We start from the raw sequence: 25,414 nt of genomic DNA on the forward strand, positions 1-25,414 counted from the left end.
AGAAAGTTGCGAAAAATTATAAAGTTTTTTTCTCTCTTTTCATAGCTATGATTCCAGTTCTTGCAATTTCTTTAATTCCCATAGGTTTTAAAAGTTCTATTACTGCTTGAAGTTTTTCTCTATCTCCTGTAACTTCTATTATGTAACTTCTCGGACTAACATCTACAATTTTGCACCTAAAAATTTCACAAATTCTGAAAATTTCTTCTCTATTTTCTTTTTCTGCTTTTACTTTTATTAATGCCATTTCTCTTTCTACATATTCTCCTTCTTCTGTAACATTTACAACTTTATACACATCGATTAATCTTCTTAATTGTTTTATAATTTGTTCTAAAATAAATTCATCTCCGTGAGTAACAAGGGTTAAATGAGATAATGTGGGGTCAAGAGTTTCAGCAACACACAAGCTGTCGATATTAAATCCTCTTCCGCTAAAAAGCCCAGCAATTCTTGCTAATGCTCCAGGTGTATTTTCTACTAAAACAGAAAGAGTATGTCTTTTTTCTTCCATTTTTGTCCTCCCTCTCTCTTATACTAAAATCATTTCAGTAGTTGCTTTACCTGCAGGAACCATTGGAAATACACCTTCTTCAGGAGCTATGTGAACATCTAAAATTACTAAAGTATCCATGCTTAATACTTTTTTTAGGGCAGGTTCAACCTCTTGAGGTTTGGTTATTCTCATTCCAACTGCACCATAAGCTTCAGCTAATTTGACAAAGTCAGGCAAAACATGGAATTTTACATATGAATATCTTTTTCCGTAAAATAATTCCTGCCATTGTCTTACCATACCCAAATATCCATTATTAAGAATAATTATTTTAATAGGTAGCCTTTGTTCCATAGCAGTAGCTAATTCTTGAATATTCATTTGGATAGAACCATCACCAGCGATATCTATAACCAATTTATCAGGGTTACCTATCTTAGCACCAATTGAAGCAGGAAATCCAAAACCCATAGTTCCAAGTCCACCTGAGGTAATAAGGGTTCTTGGGTATTTAAATTTATAATACTGAGCAGTCCACATTTGATTCTGTCCTACTTCTGTAGCGATAATTACTTCTCCTTTTGTTAATTCATAAAGTTTTTCTATTACGAATTGAGGTTTTATATAATTAGGATCATATTTATAAGAAAGGGGATATCTTTTTTTCCAGATATCAATCTGTTCCCACCATTCTTTAAATCTTTCTTTCCAATATTTTTTAGGTTTTCCGCTATTTTTGACCATTTCTAAAATCCTCGTCAAAGCTCTTTTGCAATCTCCTACAATGGGAACATGGACTTTAACATTTTTTTGAATAGAAGTAGGGTCAATATCAATATGAATAATTTTAGCTCCAGGAGCAAAGGCATCTACCTTTCCTGTTACACGGTCATCAAACCTTGCTCCAACAGCAAGTAATACATCACAATTAGCAACAGCCATGTTTGCATAATAAGTTCCGTGCATACCAAGCATTCCGAGAGACTGTTCATGGTCTCCTGGAAAGGAACCCAGTCCCATAAGAGTCATAGTAACAGGCAAATTTAGTGTTTCAGCTAATTTTATAGCCTCTTGAGAGGCATTCGAAGAAATTACACCACCTCCAAGCAAAAGAACTGGTCTTTCTGCTTGCTCAAGAAGAGAATAAGCTTTTTCTATTTGTTTAATATGAGGCTCATAGACAGGATTATAACTTCTTAAAGTTATTTCTTCAGGATAAACAAATTCTCCCTTAGCTTGTTGAATATCCTTTGGAAGATCAACTACCACAGGTCCTGGTCTTCCGGTTCTGGCTATATAGAAAGCAGCCTTTAAAATCCTTGGTAAATCTTCAACTTTTTTTACCAAAAAATTGTGTTTAGTAATCGGTCTGGTAATTCCGGTAGTATCAACTTCTTGAAAAGCGTCATTTCCAATAAGTTTTGTAGGAACCTGTCCTGTTAAAACTACTATAGGAATGGAATCCATGTAAGCTGTTGCAATACCAGTTACAGTATTTGTTGATCCTGGTCCAGAAGTAACTAATACAACTCCGACTTTACCTGTTGATCTGGCATAACCATCAGCAGCATGAGCAGCACCTTGTTCATGTCTAACAAGCACATGCTTTATTTCAGGAGTTTTATAAAGTTCATCATAAATATCAATAACAGCCCCACCTGGATATCCAAAAACAACCTCAACTTTTTCTTTTTTTAAAGCTTCTATAACCATTTGAGCTCCACTCATTACTTTCCCCAATTTATATCCCTCCCTTTTTAAATTTTTAAAATACAAAACAGAAAAGAGAGAAACTCAGCTTTTATTCTATTTCTATTCCCTCGTATTTTTTTATCAATTTGTAAATTTGTTCCTTTATGTATAGCTTTTCTTTTTTAAGCTGCTTAACTCTGAGTTCTTCTTCAGGTGTTAAGTAAATTTTTTGGGATATCTGAGCAACCTCATTTTCTAAAGCCTGATGTTTTTCAAATAAGTCCTTTATATCAGGATACTTTTTACTAAATTCTTTAACTATTTCTTTGTTCATCCAAACCTCCTTTTTTCACAAAATATTATATATAAATAAATAAAATTATTACACAATTTGTGAAAAAATTCCTTTAACCTTAAAATTTTTTTTAAAATCATTTGTGAGAGGCGCTAATAGCTTTAAGTATTTCCAATGGAAGAGGGAAGATAATAGTAGAATTTTTTTCCGTAGATATTTCGGTTAATGTTTGAAGATACCTTAATTGTAAAGTTATGGGATTTTGTGCCATTACTTGAGCAGCTTCAAGAAGCGTTTTTGAAGCCTGAAGCTCACCTTCAGCGTTTATGATTTTGGCTCTTCTTTCTCTTTCAGCCTCAGCTTGCTTTGCCATAGCTCTTTTCATTTCTTCAGGAAGATCAATTTCTTTTATCTCAACTTTTGAAACTTTTACTCCCCAAGGTTCAGTATCAGCATCTAAAATTTCCTGTAACTTTATGTTCAATTTTTCTCTTTCTGCCAAAATTTCGTCTAATTCTGCTTGCCCACAGACACTTCTTAAAGTGGTTTGAGCTAATTGACTGGTAGCATAATGATAATCTTCAACTTGTAAAAAAGCTTTTTCCGGATCTATAACTCTAAAATAAACAACTGCACTAACCCTAATAGAAACATTATCTTTGGTAATAACCTCTTGAGGAGGGACATCAAGAGTTACTGTTCTTAAGTCAAGTTTTCTCATTTTATCAATAATTGGAATTAATATAATTAAGCCAGGTCCTTTTACTGCTAAAAACTTACCCAATCTTAAAACAACAGCTCTTTCATACTCATTTATTATTTTTACAGAAGCCTGCAAAAACAATAAAAGAAAAACAATTAAGAAAAGTATAGTTAAACCCATTTTTTTTCCTCCGTTACCTTTGTTTTTTTAAATTTTAAATAAATTATAAAAATTGGTCAAGGTAAATTATATTGCCTAAATCAATAAGAGAATTTAAAATTATAGAAAATGGAGAAAATTTTTTGGGATAAACTTATAACTCTAGATTCTTTTCCTTACAAAACCTCTCAGCTAAAAATTATCCAGACTCACATTTCTTATGTTTTTATTACAGATGAACTGGTTTATAAAATCAAGAAGCCAGTTGATTTTGGTTTCCTTGATTTTACCACCTTAGAAAAAAGAAAATATTTTTGCGAAAAAGAAGTAGAACTAAATAGAAGGCTTTCTCCTGATATTTATCTTGGGGTTGTACCTATTACTGAAAAAGACGGAAAATTTGAATTTGAAGGAAAGGGTAAAATAGTGGAATATGCAGTGAAAATGAAAAGACTTCCTGAAGAAGGAATGATGAAAGAGCTTTTGCAAAATGGTAAGGTTACTGAAAAACACATTGATCTTATTGTGGATGTTTTAGTTCCTTTTTACAAAAATTCTCAAACAGGAGAAGAGATTAATAAATACGGAAGTATAGAAACTATATCTTATAACACTAATGAAAATTTTGAGCAAACAAAAGATTTTGTCGGGATAGCCTTAACAAAAGAAAAATATAATTATATTGTTAATTATACCAAAGAATTTCTTAAACAAGAAAAAAGGCTTTTTGAAAAAAGAATTAAAGAAGGATTTATAAGGGATGGGCATGGAGATCTTTACTCAGCCAATATTTGTTTTGAAAATTTAAAAAAAGTATACATTTTTGACTGTATTGAGTTTAATGAAAGATTTAGATGCGGAGATGTATGTTGTGATATATCCTTTTTAGCTATGGATCTTGATTATCATAGATTTAAAGATTTGTCCGAATACTTTATAAAGAGTTATGTGGAGAAAAGCGGAGATAAGGATATTTATAAACTATTAAATTTTTATAAATGTTATAGAGCCTATGTAAGAGGCAAAATCGGGTGTTTTACCTATGCATCTTTGGAGATTTTAGAAGAGGAAAGAAAAAAGGCGCTTGAGTCTGCTCAAAGATATTTTGATCTTGCTTATCTCTATGCAGGAGGGATTCCAAAAGTTATTGTATTTTTTGGTCTTTCAGGGACTGGAAAAAGCTTTCTTTCACAAAATCTTTTAAAAAAAATGCCAGCGGTTTATTTGGCTTCTGATATTATAAGAAAAAAACTTTTAAAGCTTGATCCAGATAAACATTATTATGCTGAATTTGAAAAGGGAATTTATTCTCCTGAGATTACACTAAAAACTTACGAAAAATTGATAGAAATGGCAATAGAAGAAATATCTTATGGAAGAGATGTAATTTTAGATGCTACTTTTAGAGAGAGAAAATTTAGAGATTTACTAAGGGAAAAATTAAAAAATGTAAAAACAAGGATTTACTGGATATGGTGTAAGGCAGAAGATGAAGTTGTTAGGGAAAGGATTTTTAAGAGGAAATTAGAAAAGACTTACTCTGATGCACTCTGGGATATTTATCTTTCTCAAAAACAAAAATTTGAATTACCTGACGATTGTTTCCCCCTTTTGACTCTTGATACTTCAGAATCCTTGGAAAATCTTTTAAATAAAATTCTATCATTTTTAAAAGCCAAAAATTAAATTCTTCTCCCTTGTCTTTTTAAAATTAATGATTATCTTTTTGCTAAACTCGTAAGATAATTTCAAAATTAATCTTAAAAAGGAGGTGGAGGTATGAGGATTAAACCATTGCATGATCGTATTTTAGTCCAACGTATAGAAGAAGAACAGAGAACTGAAGCAGGAATTATCATCCCAGATACAGCTAAGGAAAAGCCTATTATGGGTAAAGTAATAGCTGTAGGAGATGGAAGAATATTAGATAATGGACAAAAACAGCCCTTAACAGTAAAAGAGGGAGATAAGATACTCTTCAGCAAATATGCTGGAACTGAAATTAAAATAAAAGGAGAAGAATATTTAATTATGAGAGAAGACGATGTTTTAGCTATTATTGAGGAATAATTAAAAATTAAAAAAGGGGGGTAGTGATATGGCTGCTAAGGAGATTATTTACGGAGCTACTACCAGAGAGAAAATTTTGAGTGGAGTTAATAAGTTAGCTAATGCAGTAAAAGTAACTCTTGGTCCTAAAGGTAGAAATGTAATTTTAGAAAGATCTTTTGGATCACCTTTAATTACTAAAGATGGAGTCACAGTTGCAAAAGAGATTGAGTTAGAAGACAAGTTTGAAAATATGGGAGCTCAGATGGTAAAGGAAGTAGCTTCAAAAACCAGCGATGTAGCAGGTGATGGAACTACTACAGCTACAGTTTTAGCTCAGGCTATTTTTAGTGAAGGGTTAAAATTGGTCGCAGCTGGGATTAATCCAATGGCTATAAAAAGAGGAATTGATAAAGCCGTTGAGGTAGTGGTAAAAGAAATGGAAAAGATTGCTCAGCCCTGCAAATCTCGTCAGGAAATAGCACAAGTTGCTACTATTTCTGCTAATAACGATTCAACTATTGGAAATCTTATCGCTGATGCAATGGATAAAGTAGGAAAAGAAGGTGTTATTACTGTAGAAGAATCTAAAGGACTTGAAACCTATCTTGAAGTAGTTGAGGGAATGCAGTTTGATCGCGGATACATTTCTCCTTATTTTATAACTGATGCTGAAAAGATGGAATGCGTTTTAGAGGATCCATATATCTTAGTTTATGATAAAAAGATAAGTGCAATGAAAGATCTTTTGCCACTTCTTGAACAGGTAGCTCGTGCAGGAAAGCCAATTTTAATCATTGCTGAAGATGTGGAAGGAGAAGCTCTTGCTACTTTAGTTGTAAACAAACTTAGAGGAGTTCTACAGTGCTGTGCAGTGAAAGCTCCTGGATTTGGAGAGAGAAGAAAAGCAATGTTACAGGATATTGCAATACTTACTGGAGGAACTTTTGTTTCTGAAGAGCTTGGTATGAAACTTGAGAATGTTCAGCTTTCTGATCTTGGAAGAGCAAGAAGAGTGGTGGTAACAAAAGAAAATACAACAATCATAGACGGAGCTGGTAAAAAAGAAGATATTGAAGCTCGTATTAAACAAATTCGTGCTCAAATTGAAGAAACTACCTCAGATTATGACCGTGAAAAATTGCAGGAAAGACTTGCTAAGTTAGTAGGTGGAGTAGCAGTTATCCATGTAGGAGCAGCAACTGAAACAGAATTGAAAGAAAAGAAAGCCAGAGTAGAAGATGCTCTTAATGCTACAAAAGCTGCAGTAGAAGAAGGAATTGTTCCTGGAGGCGGAACCGTTTATATTAGATGTTTACCAGCTTTAGAAAATCTTAAATTAGACGGAGACGAACAATATGGTGTAGAAATTGTTAAAAAAGCTTTAGAAGCTCCACTTCGTCAAATAGCTTCTAATGCAGGATATGAAGGTTCTATAATTGTAGAAAAAGTAAAGGCTGAAAAAGGGTCAATTGGATTTGATGCAGAAGCTGGAGAATTCAAGGACCTTGTAGCTGCTGGTATAATAGATCCTAAGAAAGTTAGCCGTTGCGCTTTACAAAATGCAGCATCTATAGCAGGACTTCTCCTTACCACAGAAGCTATGGTTGCTGAGAAACCTAAGAAGGATGAAAAAGGACCGGTTACACCACCTGGAGAATTCTAAATGAAAATAAAAAGGGGGGTTAACCCCCCCCTTTTTTATTTTTTAAACCAATCTTTTAATTCTTAAAAACCAATTCAAGTTTTGACCAGTCTTCTTAATTCTCTCATTATTTTGATCTTGTTTAAACCTAAAAGATGATTTATATTAAAAATAAACAATGTTAAAGGAAAGATTTATGGCTTTATTAAGGATTATATTGGTATTATTTTTGCTATTTAGTTTTGTTTTTTGTTCCGAAGCTTCAGAGATAAATATAACTTCTGACAAAATGGAAGTTTTTGAGAGTGAGGGATTAGTTGTGTTTACTGGAAAAGTTTTTGGAGTTAAAAAAGATTTAAAAGTTTGGTGTGATAAGATGTATGTGTATTATGTAACTACTCCAGAGGGGAAAAAGGAGATTAACAAAATAGTTGCTTTAGGGAAGGTGATAATAGAAAAGGGAAAATGGAAAGCCTATGCTGGTAAGGCAGTTTACTTTAAAAACCAGGAAAAATTGGTATTGGAAGAAACTCCAAAGGTATGGCACGATAAAAATTTAGTAGAAGGAGACATAGTAATTATATACTTTAATGAAGATAGAAGTGAAATTTTAGCTAAAGATCAGGGTAGAGTGAGAGCAAAGGTGTATTTGAGATAACATTTTATGTTAAAGGCTGAGAGATTAGAAAAATCTTTTAAAAAAAAATTAGTGGTTAGAGATATATCTTTAAAGATTCAACAAGGAGAAATTGTAGGGCTTTTAGGTCCTAATGGAGCAGGTAAAACTACATGTTTTTATATGATTGCTGGATTTTTGAAACCAGACAAAGGTCAGATAATTTTAGGAGAAGAAAATATTACAAATTTAGATGTAGCTGAAAGAGCCAAAAAAGGGATAGTTTACTTACCTCAAGAATCTTCAGTTTTTAGAAAACTTACCGTTGCCGAAAACTTTAAGCTAGTTTTAGAAAGACTAAAAAATAATCTCAAAAAAATTGAAGAAAAATTAGAATATTATATAAAGCTTTTTAATCTTAATGATATACTAAATCAAAAAACATATACCCTTTCTGGAGGGCAAAAAAGAAAGGTTGAGATAGTAAGAGCTCTTTTAATTGAACCTCGATTTATTCTTTTAGATGAGCCTTTTGCAGGAATAGATCCCATTGGAATAGCTCAATTAAAAGAGATCTTCAAGGATTTGAAAGAGGAAGGTATAGGTATACTGATTTCAGATCACAATGTAAGAGATACACTTAAAATTTGTGACAGAGGTTATGTGATAGCTGAAGGGAAAATAATTGGGGAAGGAAATCCTCAAGAACTTTTAGAAAATAATTTGGTAAGAGAAAAATTTTTAGGTGAGAAATTTGTTATTTAGAAGTTAAAAGATGGTAGACCTGAGAAACGAATTAAAGCTTAAGCCTCAGCTAATACTTACTCCTCAACTTAAGCTTGTTTTAAAAGTATTACAGTTAAACACTTTGGAATTATACAATTTTTTACTTCAAGAAGCTCAAAGCAATCCATTTTTAGAGGTAGAGTATAAAGACCTTCCAGAAGATTCTTATTTTGAAAAAAAAAGTTTAGAAGAAATTAAATTAAACGAAGAAATCAACTTCGAAGAAGCACTTATAGAGAGAAAGTTTTATTTTGATGAAGAAATACCAGAAGAAAGAAGTTGGGAAAAAACACTTAAAGCAGAAGAAAAACTTACGGATTATCTTTTATGGCAAATCAATTTAAAAGACCTTACAGATTTAGAAAAAAACATAGCCTATTTTATAATAGGTAATCTTGATAACAAAGGCTATTTGAGTATTCCTTTGGAAGAGATTTCAAAAGAGTTTAACACCTCTCTTGAAAAGGTAGAAAAAGTAAGGAACATTTTAAAATTTCTTGATCCCGTAGGGGTAGGGTCACTAAATCTCAAAGAATGCCTTCTTACTCAGCTTGAATTTATTGGATACGATAAAAACTCCTTACCTTACATTTTAGTAGAAAAACATCTTGAAGAGATACCAAAAGGAATAGAATATTTTAAAAATACTTATAAATACAATGAAAAAGAGATAGAAGAAGCTTTAGAAATAATTAGACACTTAGAACCATATCCTGCCAGAAATTATTTTAACGAAAACACCGTTTATATAGAACCAGATTTAATTTTTTATAAAGAGGAAGATGAATGGAAGGTAGAGGTCGTAAAGGAAGGTCCTTTTATAATTAAATTAAATAATTATTATAAAAATTTTCTTAAAAAAGGAAAAGATTTAGAAGTTAAAAAATTTCTTAAGCAGAAACTTAAAGATGCTGAAGATCTTTTAAGAGCTTTAGATAGTAGATATTCCAATCTTTATAAAGTTGGTCTATCAATTTTAAAACATCAGAAGGACTTTTTGGAAAGAGGAATTAAGTTCTTGAAGCCACTTACTCTTAAAGATGTTGCTGAAGATGTTAATTTACATGAATCTACAATTAGTAGAATTATCACTCATAAATATGTGCAAACTCCTAAAGGAATGTTTCCTTTAAAATTTTTCTTTTCCTCAGGTTATAAAAGCAAAGAAGGAGAAAAGTTGTCAGCTAAAGCTGTGAAAGACTATATAAAAGAAATTATAGATGGGGAAAATCCTGCCCAACCTCTAAGCGATGGTGCTATTGCTAAAATATTAAGAGAAAAATACGGAATTAGTATTGCAAGAAGAACTGTTACAAAATATAGAGAAGAGATGCAAATTCCATCTATAAAAGAAAGAAAGATATCTAAAAAACAATAAGAAGGAGGGATAAATCTATGATGGAATTTAATTTTACTTTCAAAGGAATGGATTCCTCAGAAGCAATTAAAAATTATGCAGAAAAGAAGTTCAGTAAATTTGAAAAATACTTTACAGGACCGGTTAATGTTCAAGTGGTATTTAAAAGAGAAAAGTTTAGAGAAATTGTAGAAGTTATCATAAATGGAGATGGAGAAAATATAATTGCCAAAGAAGAAACTTCAGACATTTATGAAGCTATAGATTTAGCTTATGAAACTTTAGAGAAACAGATTAAGAAAATTAAAGAAAAAAGAAAAGAATTTAGAAAAAGCAAAGAGGTAGAAACAGGTTTACCTGAAACTGAAGAAAAATATATTATAAAATCAGTAAAAATTGATCCTATGTCAACCCAAGAAGCTTTAGAATGGTTCAAAAAAAATAAAAACAGTTTTATGCTTTTTTATAATACTGATTATGAAAAAATTTGTTTAATTTATTCAGAGGGAGAAAAATCGGTTATTATTGTGCCTGAATTTTCTTAAAAGCAATCTATGAATATAGTTATAATTACAGGTCTTTCTGGTTCTGGTAAAAGTACAGCTCTTAAAGCTTTTGAAGATTTGGGATACCTCTCTATTGATAACTTTCCTATAAGACTTCTTCTGCAATTTTTAGAAGAGGTTAAAGAGAGTTTAGAAAATAAAAATATAGCTTTAGTAATGGATATAAGGGACAAGCATTTTTTAAGAGAATATTCGGAAGTTTTTAAGAAACTTAACGAGAAAGGATACAACTTTGAAATTCTTTTTCTTGATGCGAAAGATGATGTTATTATAACCAGATTCAATCAAACAAGGAGAATGCATCCTTTAATGAAAGAAGAACTTAAAAGCTTAGAAAAGGCTATTAAAAAAGAAAGGGAACTTCTGGGAGATTTGAAAGAGATAGCAAATCTGATTATAGATACCTCTGAATTTAATGTTCATCAACTAAGAAATGAAATTTTTAGACTTTATAAAGAAAGAAAATCAGATAAAAATTTGATTCTTCATTTTATAGGTTTTGGATACAAATATGGTATTCCCTATGAAGCAAGTTTCCTTTTTGATGTCAGATTTTTACCCAATCCTTATTTTGTTTCATCTTTAAAGCCTTTGAGTGGAAAAGATGAGGAAGTAAAAAATTATCTTTTAAAATTTCCTGAAACCCTCAAATTTATGGATTATTTAGAGTCCTTTTTAGATTGGTTGATACCCTTTTATTACAAAGAAAATAGAAAATATTTAACTGTAGGAATAGGTTGTACAGGTGGAAGACATAGATCTCCTGCAATTATAGAGATTTTGGCTCAGAGAATAAAAGAGAAACATCCAGAAATAGAATTAGTAAAAACTTATAGAGATATAGAGAAGGATGTTCATTCTCAATGAAGTAAAAAAAGAGGATATTAAAATTATTTCGGAATTGGAAAATAACCTCTTTTCAAAGGAAGCTTGGTCTTATTTACAACTTTTAAAAGAATTTGAGAACAAATTTTCTAAAATTTGGATTTTAAAAGTTGAAGAAAAAGTGATTGGATATCTCATTTTCAGGAAAATTGAACCAGAAATTGAGATCTTGCGGATAGGAATAAAAAAGGAATATCAAAGAAAAGGAGCAGGGACTGAGTTTATAAAAAATTTGATAGAATTTGCCAAAAAGGAAAAGATAAGTAAAATATTTTTAGAGGTAAAAGCTTCCAATTTACAAGCTTTCAATTTTTACAAAAAGTTGGGTTTTAAGGAAATTTACAGAAGAAAAAATTATTATAACAACGAAGACGCCTTGATTATGTTTAAAGAGATATAGAGGGTTTTATGGTAAGGATAGGGATTAACGGATTTGGTAGGATTGGAAGAGCTATATTAAGAGCAAAGCTGAAATATTCTGAATTTAAAAATCTTGAAATAGTAGCTATTAATGATCTTTCTTCTCCAGAGATGTTAGCTTATCTGTTAAAGTATGATTCAGTATTTAGAAAAATGCCTTTTAAGGTCAAAGCTGAAAAAGGTTATATTAAAATAGAAGAGAAAGAGATAAGAATATTTCAGGAACCAGAACCAGAAAAAATTCCTTGGCATGAGGAAAAAGTAGATTACATAATAGAAGCAACGGGTAGATTTACAGATGGGAATTTAGCAAGAAAGCATCTTTTAAAGGGAGCAAAGAGGGTTATTATTTCTGCTCCTGCTATAAATGAGGATGTTACCATTGTTATGGGAGTAAATGAGGGGGATTATAATCCACTTATTCATTTTGTTATTTCAGCTTCTTCTTGTATTGCTAATTCTGCAATTCCTGTTCTTGATCTTTTAATGAAACATTATGAGTTGGAAAAATGTTATTTAAACAGTATCCATGCTTATACCAATACTCAAAGACTTCTTGATATGGTTCATCCTAAGGATTTTAGAAGAGCAAGGGCGGCGGCTTTAAATATAGTTCCTGTAAACATAGATTTTGAAGCTATAACAAAAGTTATCCCCAATTTAAGAGGGAAAATTGAAGGGATTTGCGTAAGGGTTCCTGTTCCTGATGTTTCCATAAATGATTTTAACATTTTAATAAAAGGAAAAACTAATCCTGCAGAGATTAACAAAATCTTTAAAGAAAACCAGAGTAAATATTTAAAATATACTGAAGATCCTGTCGTATCTTCAGATATTATTGAAGAGCCTTATAATGCCGTAATTGATGGGCTTTTAACAAAAGTAATAGATGGAAATTTAGTAAAAGTGCTTGCCTGGTATGATAACGAGTGGAGTTACTCTGTAAGAATTTTGGATTTAGTAAATTATATAGCAGAAAAAGAAGTTTAGTATTAATATGTAATTTAATATGTAATTTATGATGGAAAGATTTACTTCTAAAGCTCTTTTAGCAAATTTAACTCATACCTTTGTAGAGGAAGTTCAATACGAACCTCAGTATAATGTTTTTCTGGAAATTTTTTCCAATTTTCCTGCATTAAAAAATCAAATAAAACTATTATTGAGAGAAATTTTTCATCCTTATAAAAATAGCTATATAGTGCTTAATGAATTTAGAAGTTTTCTTTTAAAAAATCTTTCCCTTCTCATAAATCACAAACTTAAAGTTCAAGGATATTGGTTGACTTTTGATATTTTATTTAAATTTTTCAGCGAAGAAAAAGATTTAAACATCAAAACAGCCGAAACAATCTTTTCAGTTCTTGATAAAACTATAGATATTATAGATGAAAAGGTTTTACAAGAGATTGCTCCAATTTTAAAGGAAATTTTAAAAGCTATAACCAATCTTCCTGAAAAATATTTTTTAAATTTCTTGGAAAACTACTATTCTTTCAAAAAATTGGTATCAAAACTTATTAAATTTTCACTTCCCTTAGAATTAGAAGAAATTTGCACTCTTTTACTTGTGAGATCCTATACATTGACTTATACCTTATGGAAAAAACTTGTTGAAAAAAATATAGATAATTTAGAGCTACCTTTATTAGAGAAAAAGTTTATTTTAAAAAGTTCATATTTTGCTAAGGTTATTGAGGAATTGAATTTTTCCAAATCTGATTTGAATTATCTATTAAAGCTACCTGATCATTTAGATCTTTTAAAAGAACTAAAGAAACTTATTCAGTTTATTAATTCTTTAGAAAATTCAACTTTTTCTGAGGAAAAGAAAATTTTGTTTTTATTTAAACTTATAGAAGTCCCTACCCTTAGACTCATACATGAGGAATTAATAAAAGAGGTTAATAACAATCTCATTTATTTAATTAATTCTAAACCTTCTCACAATTTAGATGAGTTTTTAATTGAATTTTTTAAGATTCTTAAAGAAAAAATCCATCTTTATCCTTGGACAGCTTTAGAATGTATAAAAAATATAGGAATATGCATTTTAAATAAAAAGAATGTATATCTCACGGAAGTTCTTATAAATGAAATGATAAAATTTGGTTTTCAACCTCCACAGATTAGAGGGATTGATGTTAACTGGAGAATTAAACAAAATCCCAATCACTTATTAAACATTAAAACCTGGTTAGATATATTTAAAGTGAATCCAGAATGGTGTAGCAGTCTTCTTTCTGCGCTTATATTAAATTTGAAATTATACGGGGTATCAATTAAAGATACCGATCTTTTTCAGAAAGAAATAACCAGTCTTTTAAATTCTCCTATAAAACCGGTTTATAACTTGGTGAAGCAGTTTTGTAAAATTTTACCTGTTTATTACAATGAAATAGGAGCGGAAGGGTTAATAAGAGATTTTTCTACAGAAGTTGACGAAATATTTCAAAGAAAAGATAGTTTAATTCACTTTTTAAGAAAATTTATTCACATAGAAAATTCAAGTTTAGCTATTGAGTTTATTAAAGATATTTTGAATTATTGGTTAACCTTAGATGACAATTTTATAAAAAAATATTTACCTCAAGAAATTTATGAAAAAGTAGTTAATGAGGAAAAAGAATATCATTTAAATATGCAAAAACTCTTAAATTTATTGCTTGAAAGATCTCAGAAAAATACTTTAGAAGCTATTTTTAGTGAGGATATAAATCAGATAAAAAAATATATAGAAGAAATTGAATTTGATAATATTTATAAGCATAAACTTTATTTAATTATATATCTTTATAAATTAGAATTTCAAAAATACTATGGTGTTTTAGAAGATATAGATACATTTTTGTCTCAATATTCAAAAGAGGATTTCCCTTTTATTTCAGATATAAAAGATTTAATTGTTAATAAAGAAATAGAAATTGAAAAAAAGATAGATAAATTGTTATTATGGTTAAAAGAATTAAAGGAAAACATAATATTAACTTCAGAGAAATTTACTCCTGTTGAAGAGATTTTGATTAAAAGGCATATAGCAGTTGACATTCCTTCTATGTATGGAAGGTATAAAGAAAAAAAGTTTGATGCACTCGGTCTTACTTTTAGAATTGAATATGTGGTAAATAATTTATTTTCAAAGCTTATAGATGAACTGGATCTTAGTTTTATTACTAAAGCTTCATTTTTTAAAATTTTGAAAATCTTGAAGTTATTTAAAAAAGCCCTTTATATTGATGGAATTTTTTCTCAGAAATTTGATACTTACTTAAATCTTCTTGAAAGTTCTATAAAAAGTTATCCACTTTCTTACAGACAGTACCTTGATATTTTTAGAGGATTAATAGAAGGAGTCCAGCATATTTTAAAGGCATACTATGTAAGTCCATTTTTAAAAGTATTTCCCCTGGTATTTGAGGCACTTGATTCTGAGGATATACAGGAAAAATACAAGAGATGTTTTAAAAACCTTCACAATAAAGAAGAAGCCTATTTTTGTATAAGTGAAATTGTTATTAGAGAGATTATAGATAGTGCCTTAGTCTTAAAATATCTTGATAAATTTCTCAAAAAAATATACGATCTTCTCTCTTCTTATTCAAACAAGGTTGATATGGAAGATTTAAATTTACTTATGAGTTATGACTCCAGAAGAATACTTTCTTTAATTCACAAACCTAATCATTTAGTTAACAATTTAATTTACTTGGGAAATAAAGGATACAATCTTGTAACTATTGCTAATGAGGAAAACATTAGCATAAAAATACCCTATGGATTTATTTTGACTACAGAAGTATTTAGATGTTATAGATTGATAAAAAAGTATAGAGAGCTGTGGGAGGATTACGAAAATAAAATCAAAGAATGTGTAAGAGTGTTGGAAAATTTGACTAATAAGAAGTTAGGTGATAAAAAAAATCCATTGCTTTTTAGTATAAGAAGTGGTTCAGCGCTTTCTATGCCTGGAATGATGAACACCCTTTTAAATGTTGGGGTTAACGAAGAGATAATAGAGGGATTAGCTGAAATTAGCAAAAATCCTTGGTTTGCATGGGATACTTATAGAAGATTTATACAGAGCTGGGCAATGGCTTATGGAATTCCTCGTGATTTTTTTAACAATCTTATGAGAGAACATAAAAGAAAATATAAAGTAAAAAAGAAGAGAGAATTTGCTGGTGAACAGATGAGAGAATTAGCTTTACTTTATAAAAAGTCCGTTGAGAAATTGGGAGTTTTTTTAGTAGATGATCCTTGGGAACAGCTTTTTAGAGGAATAGAACTTATTTTAAATTCTTGGCATACTTACAAAGCAAATGCTTATAGAGAAATTATGCATCTTTCTGAAGAATGGGGAACAGCTGTTATAGTTCAGCAGATGGTATTTGGTAACAAGTCATTATCTTCAGGAACAGGGGTTACTTTAACTACTTCTCCTGTAGGTAAGTTTCCAAGAATTATTTTATGGGGAGATTATACCCCTTATAATCAGGGAGAAGATATTGTTTCAGGGCTTGTCAATGCTTATCCTATATCTTTAGAACAAAGAAAAATAGAAAATAGAGAAGGTCCATCTTTAGAGGAAGCTTTTCCTAACATTTACAAAGCCCTTTTAGATTTTGCTTACTATTTGGTATACGAAAAGGAATGGGGTCATCAAGAAATTGAATTTACTTTTGAAAGTGAAAAGCCGGAAGACCTTTATATACTTCAAGTAAGAGACATTATCTTAAGAGAAGAAAGGGCAATTCCTCTTTTTGATAAAAAGTTGTTAGATAACTTAGAACTTATAGGAAAGGGAATAGGGGTTTCGGGAGGTCTTATTTCAGGAAGGATTGTTTTTTCTTTAGAAGACATTTTAGAATTTAAATCTACCAAAGATCCGTTAATTTTGCTAAGATATGATACGGTGCCTGATAATATAAGAGAAATATCACTTGTAAGTGGGGTTCTTACCGCAAGAGGGGGACAGACCTCCCATGCAGCTATTGTGGCTTCAAGACTTGGGAAAGTTTGTGTGGTCGGATGTGAAGGTTTAAGCATAAATGAATTGAAAAAGGAGGCAAAAATTAATGGATATGTGTTAAAATTAGGAGACTGGATTACCTTAAATGGTATAAGTGGACAAATCTTTAAAGGTAAAATAGATGAGCTAATCAAAAACTTTAAAGTAGAATAAACTTTAAAAATTATAGGGAGGTGTAAAAATGAAATTAGGTATAAATGGTTTTGGAAGAATAGGAAAATTAACTCTTTGGCATCATGTAGCAAGGAAATATTTTGATGAAATAGTAGTGAATGTAGGAAGGGAAGTGGGAACATCTCTTTCTGATATAGCAAATTATATAGAAAAGGATAGCACCTATGGATGGTTGCCAGTTTATCTTTATGGACATAAAGGAAAAAGAGTTATAGAGAATCTCGATGAGAAAGAAGGAACCATGTATGTAGATGGGGTAAAGGTGAAAATCCTTAGAAAAACGAGAAATCCCAAAGAGATTAATTGGAGGGATGAAGGAGTAAGACTTGTAGTAGAGTGTTCGGGAAAGTTTAGAGATCCCAATGTTGATCCAGATGATCCTAAGGGTTCTGTAAGGGGACATCTTTTAGCTGGTGCTGAAAAAGTAATAGTTTCTGCGCCTTTTAAAATAAAAGACAAAGAAAAAGGAATTCCCGAAGATGCGATCACTGTAATTTATGGCATTAACGAAGATATGTATCAACCTAATAAGCACAATATAATTTCTTCTGCTTCTTGTACAACTACTTGCTTAGCTTTTATGATTAAGCCTTTATTGGATTATTTTGGGGCAGATAGAATTCTTTCAGCTTCTATGGTGACGGTTCATGCAGTTACAAGTTCTCAGGTAGTTTTAGATAGACTTCCTAAAGAAGGAGCAAAAGACTTAAGAAGAACAAGAAGCATATTTAATAACATTATTTTAACTACTACAGGTGCTGCTGAAGCTTTAGGACTTGTTATACCAGAGATGCAAAAGATTGGATTTATGGCTGAAAGTGTAAGGGTCCCCTTGAATACAGGGAGTCTTATCATTTTGACAGTAAATATTCAAGATGAAAGTATAGAAAATCACATAAACAGAGATTTGATAAATAAGATTTACGAAGAAGCAGCCAATACCAAATACAAAGATTTTCTTATTTTTACTATGGAACAGAATGTTTCCTCAGATATTATTGGTTATCCCAGGGCAGCAGCTATTATTGAAGGCGCTGAAACTCATACCAGAACAGCTTTAGCTAAAGTTGATATATGTAATGTTTTACCAGAAATAGGTAAAACTGTTTGCACTCATGTAGAAATACCTATTACTCAGATAGTAGTTTATGGATGGTATGATAATGAATTAGGTTCTTATACTAACTTAATGGGTGATTTAACTGTATTTATTGCAGAAAAAATGATATAATTTATGAAAAGAAGAAAAGGAAGGGAAATAGCTTTACAAATTCTTTATCAGAAAGAAGCTGCTCAAATACCTATAACCGAAGCTATTAATAATTACAAAAATTACTTCAATATAAAAGAGGATAACGAAGCATTTAAATTCGGTGAAGAATTAGCCCTTGGTGTTTCCCAAAATATAGAATTTATAGACGCGATAATAAAAAAATATACACCATCCTGGCCATTAGAAAGACTTAATCTTACAGATAAAAACATTCTCAGACTTGCTATTTATGAAATGTTTTTTAGACCAGATATTCCAGAAGTGGTTTCCATAAATGAAGCTATAGAACTTGCCAAACTTTATGGAACCGATGACTCCCCAGCCTTTATAAACGGAGTTTTAGATAGTATTTACAAAAAAGAAATAAAAAATATAAAAAAATAATATGCAGGGAAATAAAATTATTACTATAGATGGTCCTGCTTCTTCTGGTAAGACAACGATTGCAAGAATGCTTGCCCAAAAACTAAGCATTCCTTTACTTGAATCAGGCGCCTTATATAGACTTATAACTTATCTTTTGATAAATTCAGAAGAGTCCTTTGATAAATATTTAAAAGATAAAAATACTTTACTCAATTTTTTGAATGAGATTTTTAGAAAGATAAAAATAGAGTTAAAGCCATCGGGTACACATATTTATTTAAACGGAAAAATTATAAGTGAAGAACTTAGAAATAAAGAGGTAGAAGAAATGGTCTCTCAAGTTTCTGCAAATAAAAAAATTAGAGAATTTTTAACCGAATTTATGAGAAGTCTTGCTACAGGTAGTTTAATTGCAGAGGGAAGGGATATGGGAAGTGTAGTTTTTCCTTATGCAGATGTAAAAATATTTTTAACTGCTGATGAGAAAATAAGAGCTCAGAGAAGGTTTAAAGAAAAGGCAGAAAAAGAAAATTGTTTATACGAAGAGATTTTAAAAAACATAAAATTAAGGGATAACTTAGATAGTCAAAGAGAGACTTCACCTTTAACTATTCCTGAAGGTGCTTATATTATAGATACATCTTATTTAACTCCAGAACAAGTTTTAGAAGAAATTTTAAAAATAATAGAAAGCAAGAAATGAAAAGAAAAGTTTTAAGTTTGGAAGAGTTTATAAAGAGAGAAAAAGCTAAAGCCAAAAAACTTAAGAATACCAGGTGGTGGAGGAAACAATTAGAAAGAGGGATATGTTATTATTGTGGTAGAAAGGTTAAACCAGAAGAACTTACTATGGATCATAAAATACCCCTTTCTCGCGGGGGAACCTCGGATAGAATTAATATAGTTCCTGCTTGTAAAGAATGTAATAACAAAAAGAAGTATTTACTTCCTTGGGAATGGGAAGAGTATTTAAGAATTTTAAAGGGGAAAACTCAGGAGGAATGATTAATGTGTGGGATCATAGGTTATATAGGGGATAGACAAATTTTGCCAGTTCTTTTAGAAGGTTTAAGAAGATTGGAATATAGAGGGTATGATTCAGCAGGGGTGGTTTTTTTAGAGGACAAAAAAATAAAGGTTATAAAAGTAAAGGGTAGGGTATTTAACTTAGAGGAAAAGATTTTTGGAAATCTTCCTCAAAAGCCAGTAGCTCCTGGGCTTGGGCATACAAGGTGGGCTACTCATGGAGAGCCTTCAGATGAAAATGCTCACCCCCATCTTGATTGTAAAGAAATGCTTGCAGTTGTTCACAATGGAATTATAGAAAATTACTATGAACTTAAAAAAGAACTTTTAGAAAGGGGACATAAATTTAAGTCAGCAACTGACACTGAAGTAATAGTGCACTTAATAGAAGATTATATAAACCAAGGTTTAGATTTAAGAAGAGCTTTTCTTTCAGCTTTAAAGAGATTAAAAGGAGCTTATGCTATAGGTCTTATTTCTAAAGAAAATCCAGATTTGATAATGGTTGCCAGAAATCAGAGTCCAGTGGTGTTAGGAATTGGGGAAAGGGAAAACTTTTTAGCTTCTGATATTCCGGCTTTATTACCCTTTACCAGAAATGTTTTGTTTTTAAATGATGGTGAAGTAGCTATACTGTATAAAGATAGAATTGAAATATTTGATTTAGAAGGGAATAAAATAGAAAGAAATCCGGTTTTTATTTCCTGGGATATTTCTTCTGCAGAAAAGGGTGGTTTTCCTCATTTTATGTTAAAAGAAATCTATGATCAGCCAGAGGCTATAAAACATACTCTACTTGGTAGAATAAACCTTGACAAACAGGAAATAGATTTTTCAAAAGAAGGACTTGAGAAAGAATTTTTTAAAGACATAGAAAAGATTTTTGTTGTTGCCTGTGGGACTTCTTATCACGCAGGATTGGTATCTAAATACTTGATAGAAAGACATTTGAAAATTCCCGTTGAAGTTGATCTTGCTTCTGAATTTCGTTATAGAGAACCTTTAATAAATTCCCGAACCCTATTTATAGCTATTTCTCAGTCAGGAGAAACAGCAGATACTTTGGCAGGGTTGAGACTTGCTAAAAAGCTTGGTGCTAAAATTTTATCTATTTGTAATGTATTGGGAAGCACTATTGCAAGAGAAAGTGATGTAGTTCTTTACACACAAGCAGGTCCAGAAATAAGTGTAGCTTCAACTAAAGCATTTGTAACTCAGGTAATAATTTTTATACTGTTAGTTTTTTACTTGAAAAGAGTACTTCTTAATCAGAATGAAAATAAAGATAAGATAGAGGCATTGCTAAAGCTTCCTCAAATTCTTGAAGAATTTACTAAAAAGGTTCATTCGGAGGTTAAAAAAATAGCTGAGAAGTGGTATCATATAGGAAACTGTCTTTATTTAGGAAGAGACATTCTTTATCCTATAGCTCTTGAAGGAGCTTTAAAGTTAAAAGAGATATCTTATATTCATGCAGAGGGATATGCAGCAGGAGAAATGAAACACGGTCCAATTGCATTGATTGATGAAAACTTTCCTACAGTGGTGCTTGCTGCAAAAGAAACAGGGATTATTTACGAAAAAACTCTTTCCAATGCTGAAGAAGTAAGATCAAGAAGAGGTCCTATTATAGCCTTTGTTTCTGAAGGTTCAGAAGAGTTCAAAAAAATTGCTGAAGACTTTATAGAAATTCCATTGACCTTTTATGAATTATTGCCTATATTTTATGTAATCCCTTTACAGCTCTTTGCCTATGAAATGGCAGTTTTAAGAGGATGTGATGTAGATAAACCAAGAAATCTTGCTAAAAGTGTTACTGTAGAATAGGAGGTGGAAAAATGGAATGTAAAAGAGAAGAAAATTTGAAAAAATGTAATTGCACCTATGAGCCCTGTCCTAAAAAAGGTATTTGCTGTGAATGTTTAAGGTATCATTTAAGAATGAGACAACTTCCTGGCTGCTTTTTTCCTCCTGAATATGAAAAAACATATGACAGAAGTTTTGAATTCTTTGCTAAATTAGTTCAACAAGGAAAGATATAAATGGAAAGTGAAGCTTTAGCTAAAGAGATAGTAAACCTTTTAGAATCAAAAAAAGCTGAGGAGATAATTTTAATAGATGTGAGAAAGAAAGTAGATTACGCAGATTTTTTTATAATATGTAGCACCCATTCTACCAAGCATGCTCAAGGACTCTGTGAATTCATAACTTTAGAACTTGAAAGATTGGGAATTAAACCACTTGGTGTAGAAGGTTTAGAGTTAGGACAATGGGTTGTGATGGACTATGAAACAGTAATAGTTCATATATTTTATGAACCTATTAGAAGAATTTATGCTCTTGAGGAGTTGTGGGGAGAGCCTCCTTTTCGGAAGGCACAAAATAAATCTCAGGCTCCTCTTTTTCAAGAGTAAATAACTTATTTTCTATAGCTTCTATAAGCAGGTCTAAATTAATCCCCATTTTAGCAGAAATGGGTATAGCATTATATTTTGAAATTAGGTTTTTAAGCCACAAGGGAGAAAAGTTTTCTTTTTTCTCTAAAAGATCTATTTTATTAAAAACAATAATTCTTGGAGTAGAAATAAGCTCCATTTCTTCAAGAATTTCTTCAACAGTCTTAATATGATTTTCAAAATCAGGATGAGCTATGTCAACTATATGTAAAAGAATGTCTGCAGAATAGAGTTCTTCTAAAGTAGCTCTAAAAGCTTTTTTGAGATCTTCTGGAAGATCTCTTATAAATCCTACTGTATCAGTTAAAAGAAAAACTTTACCATTTTTTGTTTTTATTAACTTTGTTACAGGATCTAAAGTGGCAAATAATTTATCTTCTGCAAGGTATTGAGTTTTTGCCAATGTGTTAAGAAGGGTAGTTTTTCCTGCATTGGTATAACCGATTAAAGAAACGACTTTAAAATTAAGTTTTTTTCTTCTTTTTCTTCTAAGGTCTCTTTCCTGAGAAATTTTTTTAAGTTCTTTTTCAAGTCTAGCAATTTTATCTTTTATTCTTCTTCTATCAATTTCTAATTTAGTTTCTCCAGGTCCTCTTCCTCCAATACCTCCAGTTAAACGAGAGAAGGCATCATCCTTTGCCCTTAGACGAGGGAGCGCATACTTTAGTTGAGCAATTTCAACCTGAATCTTTCCCTCTCTGGAAGATGCCCTTTGAGCAAAGATATCAAGGATTAATTGAGTTCTATCTATAACTCTTAAATCTGTAATCTCAGTAAGAGCTCTGACTTGAGAAGGAGTAAGTTCTCTGTCAAAAATGAGCAAATTTGCTCTATTTCTCATAGCTTCAATCATAACTTCTACAAGCTTTCCTTTTCCTATTACATATCTTGGATCTGGGGAGACCTTTTTTTGAATTATTTTGCCTACTACAGTTACTCCTGCTGTTCTTGCAAGTTCCTCAAGCTCCTCTATTCTTTCTTCAATGTAAATATCTTTTGGTTCTTTAATAAAAATGAGAATGGCACGATCCTTATTTTCTCCTACTTCTTTAAGAGGTTTTATCCTTTCTAATTCGTCTTCTAAATTTTTAATCAATTCAAGAAAGTTTTCCTTCAATTCCCATACATAGCAGGGATTTAAAAAGTAGAAAAATTTTTCTTCCTGATCAGAAAGGTTACCCCTATAAAATTCTGGATCAGGGAGTATGTGTGCAATATAGATTTTTCCAGGTTCTCCATCTTCTTTAACTTCTAAAGCTCCTATTAAATCTAATCTTAAAAAAGCTAAATCAAGTAAATCATCCTGATCAAGACCAGAGTGCTTGCTTTGATTGGTAAGAAGATGGGTATGGATAAATCTTAATCCCTTTAATCTTGCTATGTGATCACGATATCCCTTAAGTTCAGGAATTTCTATTCTGTTAAAAGTTCCCACTATGACAAAATCTATTTCACCTTTTCTATTAATAAGAACTCCTACCTGACGATTTAATTCTGCAGAGATTTTGGAAATTTCTCTTGCTAATTCATGAGTGATAATAGATGAAGGAGGAACTTTACGCCTATAGATCTTTTCTAACTTTCTAAGTTCACTTGGTTTTAATCCTGCAGTATTTCCAAAAACGGTATAACTCATTTACCTCCTTAAATAGGCTGAGTTATAAAATAAATATAAAAAAAAATTTTTTTATTACAAGAGTTACTTTTAACTTTTTAGTTTTTCAAGAAGTAAAAAAATGGCTATTCCAAAGGCTAAAGCAACATTAAGGGATTCTTTTTCTCCATAAAGTGGAATTTCTAAAATTAAATCAGCTTCAGGAAACACTTCTTCACTTACACCCGTTACTTCATTTCCTATTACTAAAGCCAAAGGAAAAAAGCTTTTTTCAATACTTTGAACAGGAATACTTTTTTCTGTAATTTCAAGAACTGCAATTTTAAACCCTTTATTTTTAAAATTTTTAACAGCATCTAATGTGTTTTCAAAATAGCTCCAAGGAACTAAATTTGTTGTCCCAAGTGCAGTTTTTTCAATCTTGGGATGGGGAGGATGTGGAGTGATTCCACACAAAACAAGTTTTGAAATATAAGCACATTCCGCGGTTCTAAACATTGATCCTACATTATAAGCACTTCTTATATTATCAAGAATAGCAACGATAGGATATCTCTCTTTAGGACGTATTTTTCTCCACTTTTTTAAGATTTCTTCACCCTCTAATTTTTTAACCATGGCATTAATTATATTTAATTTTGAGGTAAAATCACCTATATATGAAAATCGAATATCCCTTTAACTTTAAAAAAATAAAAGCTACTTTTTTAAAAAGGCTAAATCGTTTTGTGGTAAAAGCAAAATTTAAAAATAAAGAAGTTTTAGCCTATCTTCCCAATCCAGGAAGACTCTGGGAATTATTATTGCCAGGAAAACCTCTTCTTCTTTTTGAAAATAATAAACCTTCTAAAATTCCTTACACAGTTTTAGCTTGCCAGAAAAATTCAAATTTTATCCTTCTTCACACTCATTTAACTAATAAGGTAATTAAAAAACTTGTTGAGGAAGAAAAAATAGAATTTTTAAAGGGTTTCGTAGTTTTGAAAGAAGAAGTCAGCTTTGGATCCTCAAGATTTGACTTATTACTTGAGAAAAAACACACCCAAGAAAGACTTATTTTAGAAATTAAGACTTGCACACTTTTTGGTAAAAAAATAGCTATGTTTCCTGATGCAGAAACCAAGAGAGGAACAAAACATATTTTGGAACTAAGAGAAATTCAGAGAAAAGGACTAAAGAGCGGTATTCTTTTTGTAGTCATGAATCCAGAAATAAAATACTTTTTACCTGCCTATCATATTGATTACGAATTTTCTAAAGCCTTGATTGAAGCTAAGGAAGAAATATTAATTAAAGCATTGAGTCTAAAGTGGGACGAGACCTTTACTTATATAAAAGAAATAAAAGAACTTCAAATCCCTTTTGATTTTTTTAAAAAAATAGAAGACAAAGGAACATATCTTTTAGTATTTGAGCTTAAAAACGAAGAAAAAATAAAAATCGGAAACTTGGGGGAAAAAATTTTTAAAAAAGGATTTTATGTTTATGTAGGCTCATCTATGAATAATTTGTCAAAAAGAATTAAAAGACATTTCAGGAAAAAGAAAAAATTAAAATGGCATATAGATTACTTACTTTTAAAAGCTTCAAATTTAAAATCTATCCCTATAAGAAGTGCAGAAAAATTAGAATGTGAAATTGCCAAAGAGCTTTTTTCCATTTCTGATAAGCCTATTTTAAGATTTGGATCGTCAGATTGTAAGTGCGAATCTCATCTCTTTTATTTTTTTCAAAATCCTTTTGAAAATGAAGTATTTCAAAATTTGATTATAAAATATAGAATAGATAGAATTAATCTTGAATAAA

The 25,414-nt window shown here is 30.7% G+C and carries 25 protein-coding genes; 19 read left to right on the forward strand and 6 right to left on the reverse strand.

Annotated features, from left to right (window positions below; genetic code table 11):
- Window positions 1–16: 16 nt before the first annotated feature.
- The 4 genes from ilvN to ACLGLP_RS05755 form a co-directional block, all read right to left on the reverse strand.
- Window positions 17–514, reverse strand: a complete 498-nt coding sequence (gene ilvN / locus ACLGLP_RS05740; RefSeq protein ID WP_492112322.1) for an acetolactate synthase small subunit — start codon at window positions 512–514, stop codon at window positions 17–19.
- A gap of 18 nt (window positions 515–532) precedes the next feature.
- Entirely contained in the window at window positions 533–2,224 is a 1,692-nt protein-coding gene (gene ilvB / locus ACLGLP_RS05745; protein ID WP_492112323.1) for a biosynthetic-type acetolactate synthase large subunit, read from the reverse strand.
- A gap of 73 nt (window positions 2,225–2,297) precedes the next feature.
- A complete protein-coding gene (locus ACLGLP_RS05750) occupies window positions 2,298–2,522 on the reverse strand; it encodes an HP1242/YdcH family protein (protein ID WP_492112324.1) in 225 nt (74 codons plus the stop codon).
- Window positions 2,523–2,619: 97 nt separating this feature from the next.
- Window positions 2,620–3,366 carry a slipin family protein gene (locus tag ACLGLP_RS05755; protein ID WP_492112325.1) on the reverse strand — a complete coding sequence of 249 codons (747 nt, stop codon included), beginning with the start codon at window positions 3,364–3,366 and terminating at the stop codon, window positions 2,620–2,622.
- 108 nt (window positions 3,367–3,474) lie between these two features.
- Here ACLGLP_RS05755 and ACLGLP_RS05760 point away from each other — a divergent pair, with 108 nt between their 5' ends.
- The 18 genes from ACLGLP_RS05760 (at window position 3,475) to rsfS (ending at window position 21,951) form a co-directional block, all read left to right on the forward strand.
- Complete coding sequence (locus ACLGLP_RS05760) at window positions 3,475–5,031, forward strand: bifunctional aminoglycoside phosphotransferase/ATP-binding protein (protein WP_492112326.1); 1,557 nt, start codon at window positions 3,475–3,477, stop codon at window positions 5,029–5,031.
- A 93-nt stretch (window positions 5,032–5,124) separates the two neighbouring features.
- On the forward strand, window positions 5,125–5,415 hold the full coding sequence (gene groES, locus ACLGLP_RS05765) for a co-chaperone GroES (RefSeq protein ID WP_492112327.1): 291 nt from the start codon (window positions 5,125–5,127) through the stop codon (window positions 5,413–5,415).
- A gap of 28 nt (window positions 5,416–5,443) precedes the next feature.
- Window positions 5,444–7,060: a chaperonin GroEL gene (gene groL, locus ACLGLP_RS05770; RefSeq protein ID WP_492112328.1), complete on the forward strand. Its 1,617-nt coding sequence runs from the start codon at window positions 5,444–5,446 to the stop codon at window positions 7,058–7,060.
- Window positions 7,061–7,235: 175 nt separating this feature from the next.
- Entirely contained in the window at window positions 7,236–7,697 is a 462-nt protein-coding gene (locus ACLGLP_RS05775; RefSeq protein WP_492112329.1) for an LptA/OstA family protein, read from the forward strand.
- 6 nt (window positions 7,698–7,703) lie between these two features.
- Window positions 7,704–8,420 carry an LPS export ABC transporter ATP-binding protein gene (gene lptB, locus ACLGLP_RS05780; protein WP_492112330.1) on the forward strand — a complete coding sequence of 239 codons (717 nt, stop codon included), beginning with the start codon at window positions 7,704–7,706 and terminating at the stop codon, window positions 8,418–8,420.
- Between the two features lie 10 nt (window positions 8,421–8,430).
- Entirely contained in the window at window positions 8,431–9,819 is a 1,389-nt protein-coding gene (rpoN, locus tag ACLGLP_RS05785) for an RNA polymerase factor sigma-54 (protein WP_492112331.1), read from the forward strand.
- A 17-nt stretch (window positions 9,820–9,836) separates the two neighbouring features.
- The gene (hpf, locus tag ACLGLP_RS05790; RefSeq protein WP_492112332.1) at window positions 9,837–10,343 is read left to right on the forward strand and encodes a ribosome hibernation-promoting factor, HPF/YfiA family; all 507 of its coding nucleotides are present in this window, start codon (window positions 9,837–9,839) and stop codon (window positions 10,341–10,343) included.
- A gap of 9 nt (window positions 10,344–10,352) precedes the next feature.
- The gene (gene rapZ, locus ACLGLP_RS05795) at window positions 10,353–11,231 is read left to right on the forward strand and encodes an RNase adapter RapZ (protein ID WP_492112333.1); all 879 of its coding nucleotides are present in this window, start codon (window positions 10,353–10,355) and stop codon (window positions 11,229–11,231) included.
- Entirely contained in the window at window positions 11,215–11,649 is a 435-nt protein-coding gene (rimI, locus tag ACLGLP_RS05800; protein ID WP_492112334.1) for a ribosomal protein S18-alanine N-acetyltransferase, read from the forward strand. Before rapZ ends, rimI begins: the two co-directional genes overlap by 17 nt.
- An 8-nt stretch (window positions 11,650–11,657) precedes the next feature.
- Window positions 11,658–12,659: a type I glyceraldehyde-3-phosphate dehydrogenase gene (locus ACLGLP_RS05805; RefSeq protein ID WP_492112335.1), complete on the forward strand. Its 1,002-nt coding sequence runs from the start codon at window positions 11,658–11,660 to the stop codon at window positions 12,657–12,659.
- Window positions 12,660–12,687: 28 nt separating this feature from the next.
- Window positions 12,688–16,851: a PEP/pyruvate-binding domain-containing protein gene (locus ACLGLP_RS05810; RefSeq protein ID WP_492112336.1), complete on the forward strand. Its 4,164-nt coding sequence runs from the start codon at window positions 12,688–12,690 to the stop codon at window positions 16,849–16,851.
- A 28-nt stretch (window positions 16,852–16,879) separates the two neighbouring features.
- Window positions 16,880–18,103, forward strand: coding sequence for a type I glyceraldehyde-3-phosphate dehydrogenase (locus tag ACLGLP_RS05815; protein ID WP_492112337.1), 1,224 nt, complete (start codon window positions 16,880–16,882; stop codon window positions 18,101–18,103).
- Between the two features lie 3 nt (window positions 18,104–18,106).
- Window positions 18,107–18,529 (forward strand): transcription antitermination factor NusB, encoded by a 423-nt coding sequence (gene nusB / locus ACLGLP_RS05820; RefSeq protein WP_492112338.1) that lies wholly within the window; start codon window positions 18,107–18,109, stop codon window positions 18,527–18,529.
- Window position 18,530: 1 nt separating this feature from the next.
- Window positions 18,531–19,214: a (d)CMP kinase gene (cmk, locus tag ACLGLP_RS05825; RefSeq protein WP_492112339.1), complete on the forward strand. Its 684-nt coding sequence runs from the start codon at window positions 18,531–18,533 to the stop codon at window positions 19,212–19,214.
- The gene (locus ACLGLP_RS05830) at window positions 19,211–19,516 is read left to right on the forward strand and encodes an HNH endonuclease (protein WP_492112340.1); all 306 of its coding nucleotides are present in this window, start codon (window positions 19,211–19,213) and stop codon (window positions 19,514–19,516) included. The genes cmk and ACLGLP_RS05830 overlap by 4 nt, the downstream gene beginning before the upstream one ends.
- Window positions 19,517–19,519: 3 nt before the next feature.
- Window positions 19,520–21,364, forward strand: coding sequence for a glutamine--fructose-6-phosphate transaminase (isomerizing) (gene glmS, locus ACLGLP_RS05835; RefSeq protein ID WP_492112341.1), 1,845 nt, complete (start codon window positions 19,520–19,522; stop codon window positions 21,362–21,364).
- 11 nt (window positions 21,365–21,375) lie between these two features.
- Window positions 21,376–21,579: a DUF6485 family protein gene (locus tag ACLGLP_RS05840; protein WP_492112342.1), complete on the forward strand. Its 204-nt coding sequence runs from the start codon at window positions 21,376–21,378 to the stop codon at window positions 21,577–21,579.
- Window positions 21,580–21,951, forward strand: coding sequence for a ribosome silencing factor (rsfS, locus tag ACLGLP_RS05845; RefSeq protein ID WP_492112343.1), 372 nt, complete (start codon window positions 21,580–21,582; stop codon window positions 21,949–21,951).
- Here the strand turns inward: rsfS and hflX are convergent.
- Window positions 21,860–23,629, reverse strand: a complete 1,770-nt coding sequence (hflX, locus tag ACLGLP_RS05850; RefSeq protein WP_492112344.1) for a GTPase HflX — start codon at window positions 23,627–23,629, stop codon at window positions 21,860–21,862. The two genes, rsfS and hflX, sit on opposite strands and share 92 nt — an antisense overlap.
- 69 nt (window positions 23,630–23,698) lie before the next feature.
- Entirely contained in the window at window positions 23,699–24,226 is a 528-nt protein-coding gene (locus ACLGLP_RS05855; RefSeq protein ID WP_492112345.1) for an RNA methyltransferase, read from the reverse strand.
- Window positions 24,227–24,267: 41 nt separating this feature from the next.
- Between ACLGLP_RS05855 and sfsA the strand changes: the two genes are divergently transcribed.
- Window positions 24,268–25,413 carry a DNA/RNA nuclease SfsA gene (gene sfsA / locus ACLGLP_RS05860; RefSeq protein WP_492112346.1) on the forward strand — a complete coding sequence of 382 codons (1,146 nt, stop codon included), beginning with the start codon at window positions 24,268–24,270 and terminating at the stop codon, window positions 25,411–25,413.
- The last annotated feature ends 1 nt before the right edge of the window (window position 25,414 follow it).

The sequence above is a fragment of the Caldimicrobium sp. SLHALR3 genome (genome assembly GCF_058692735.1).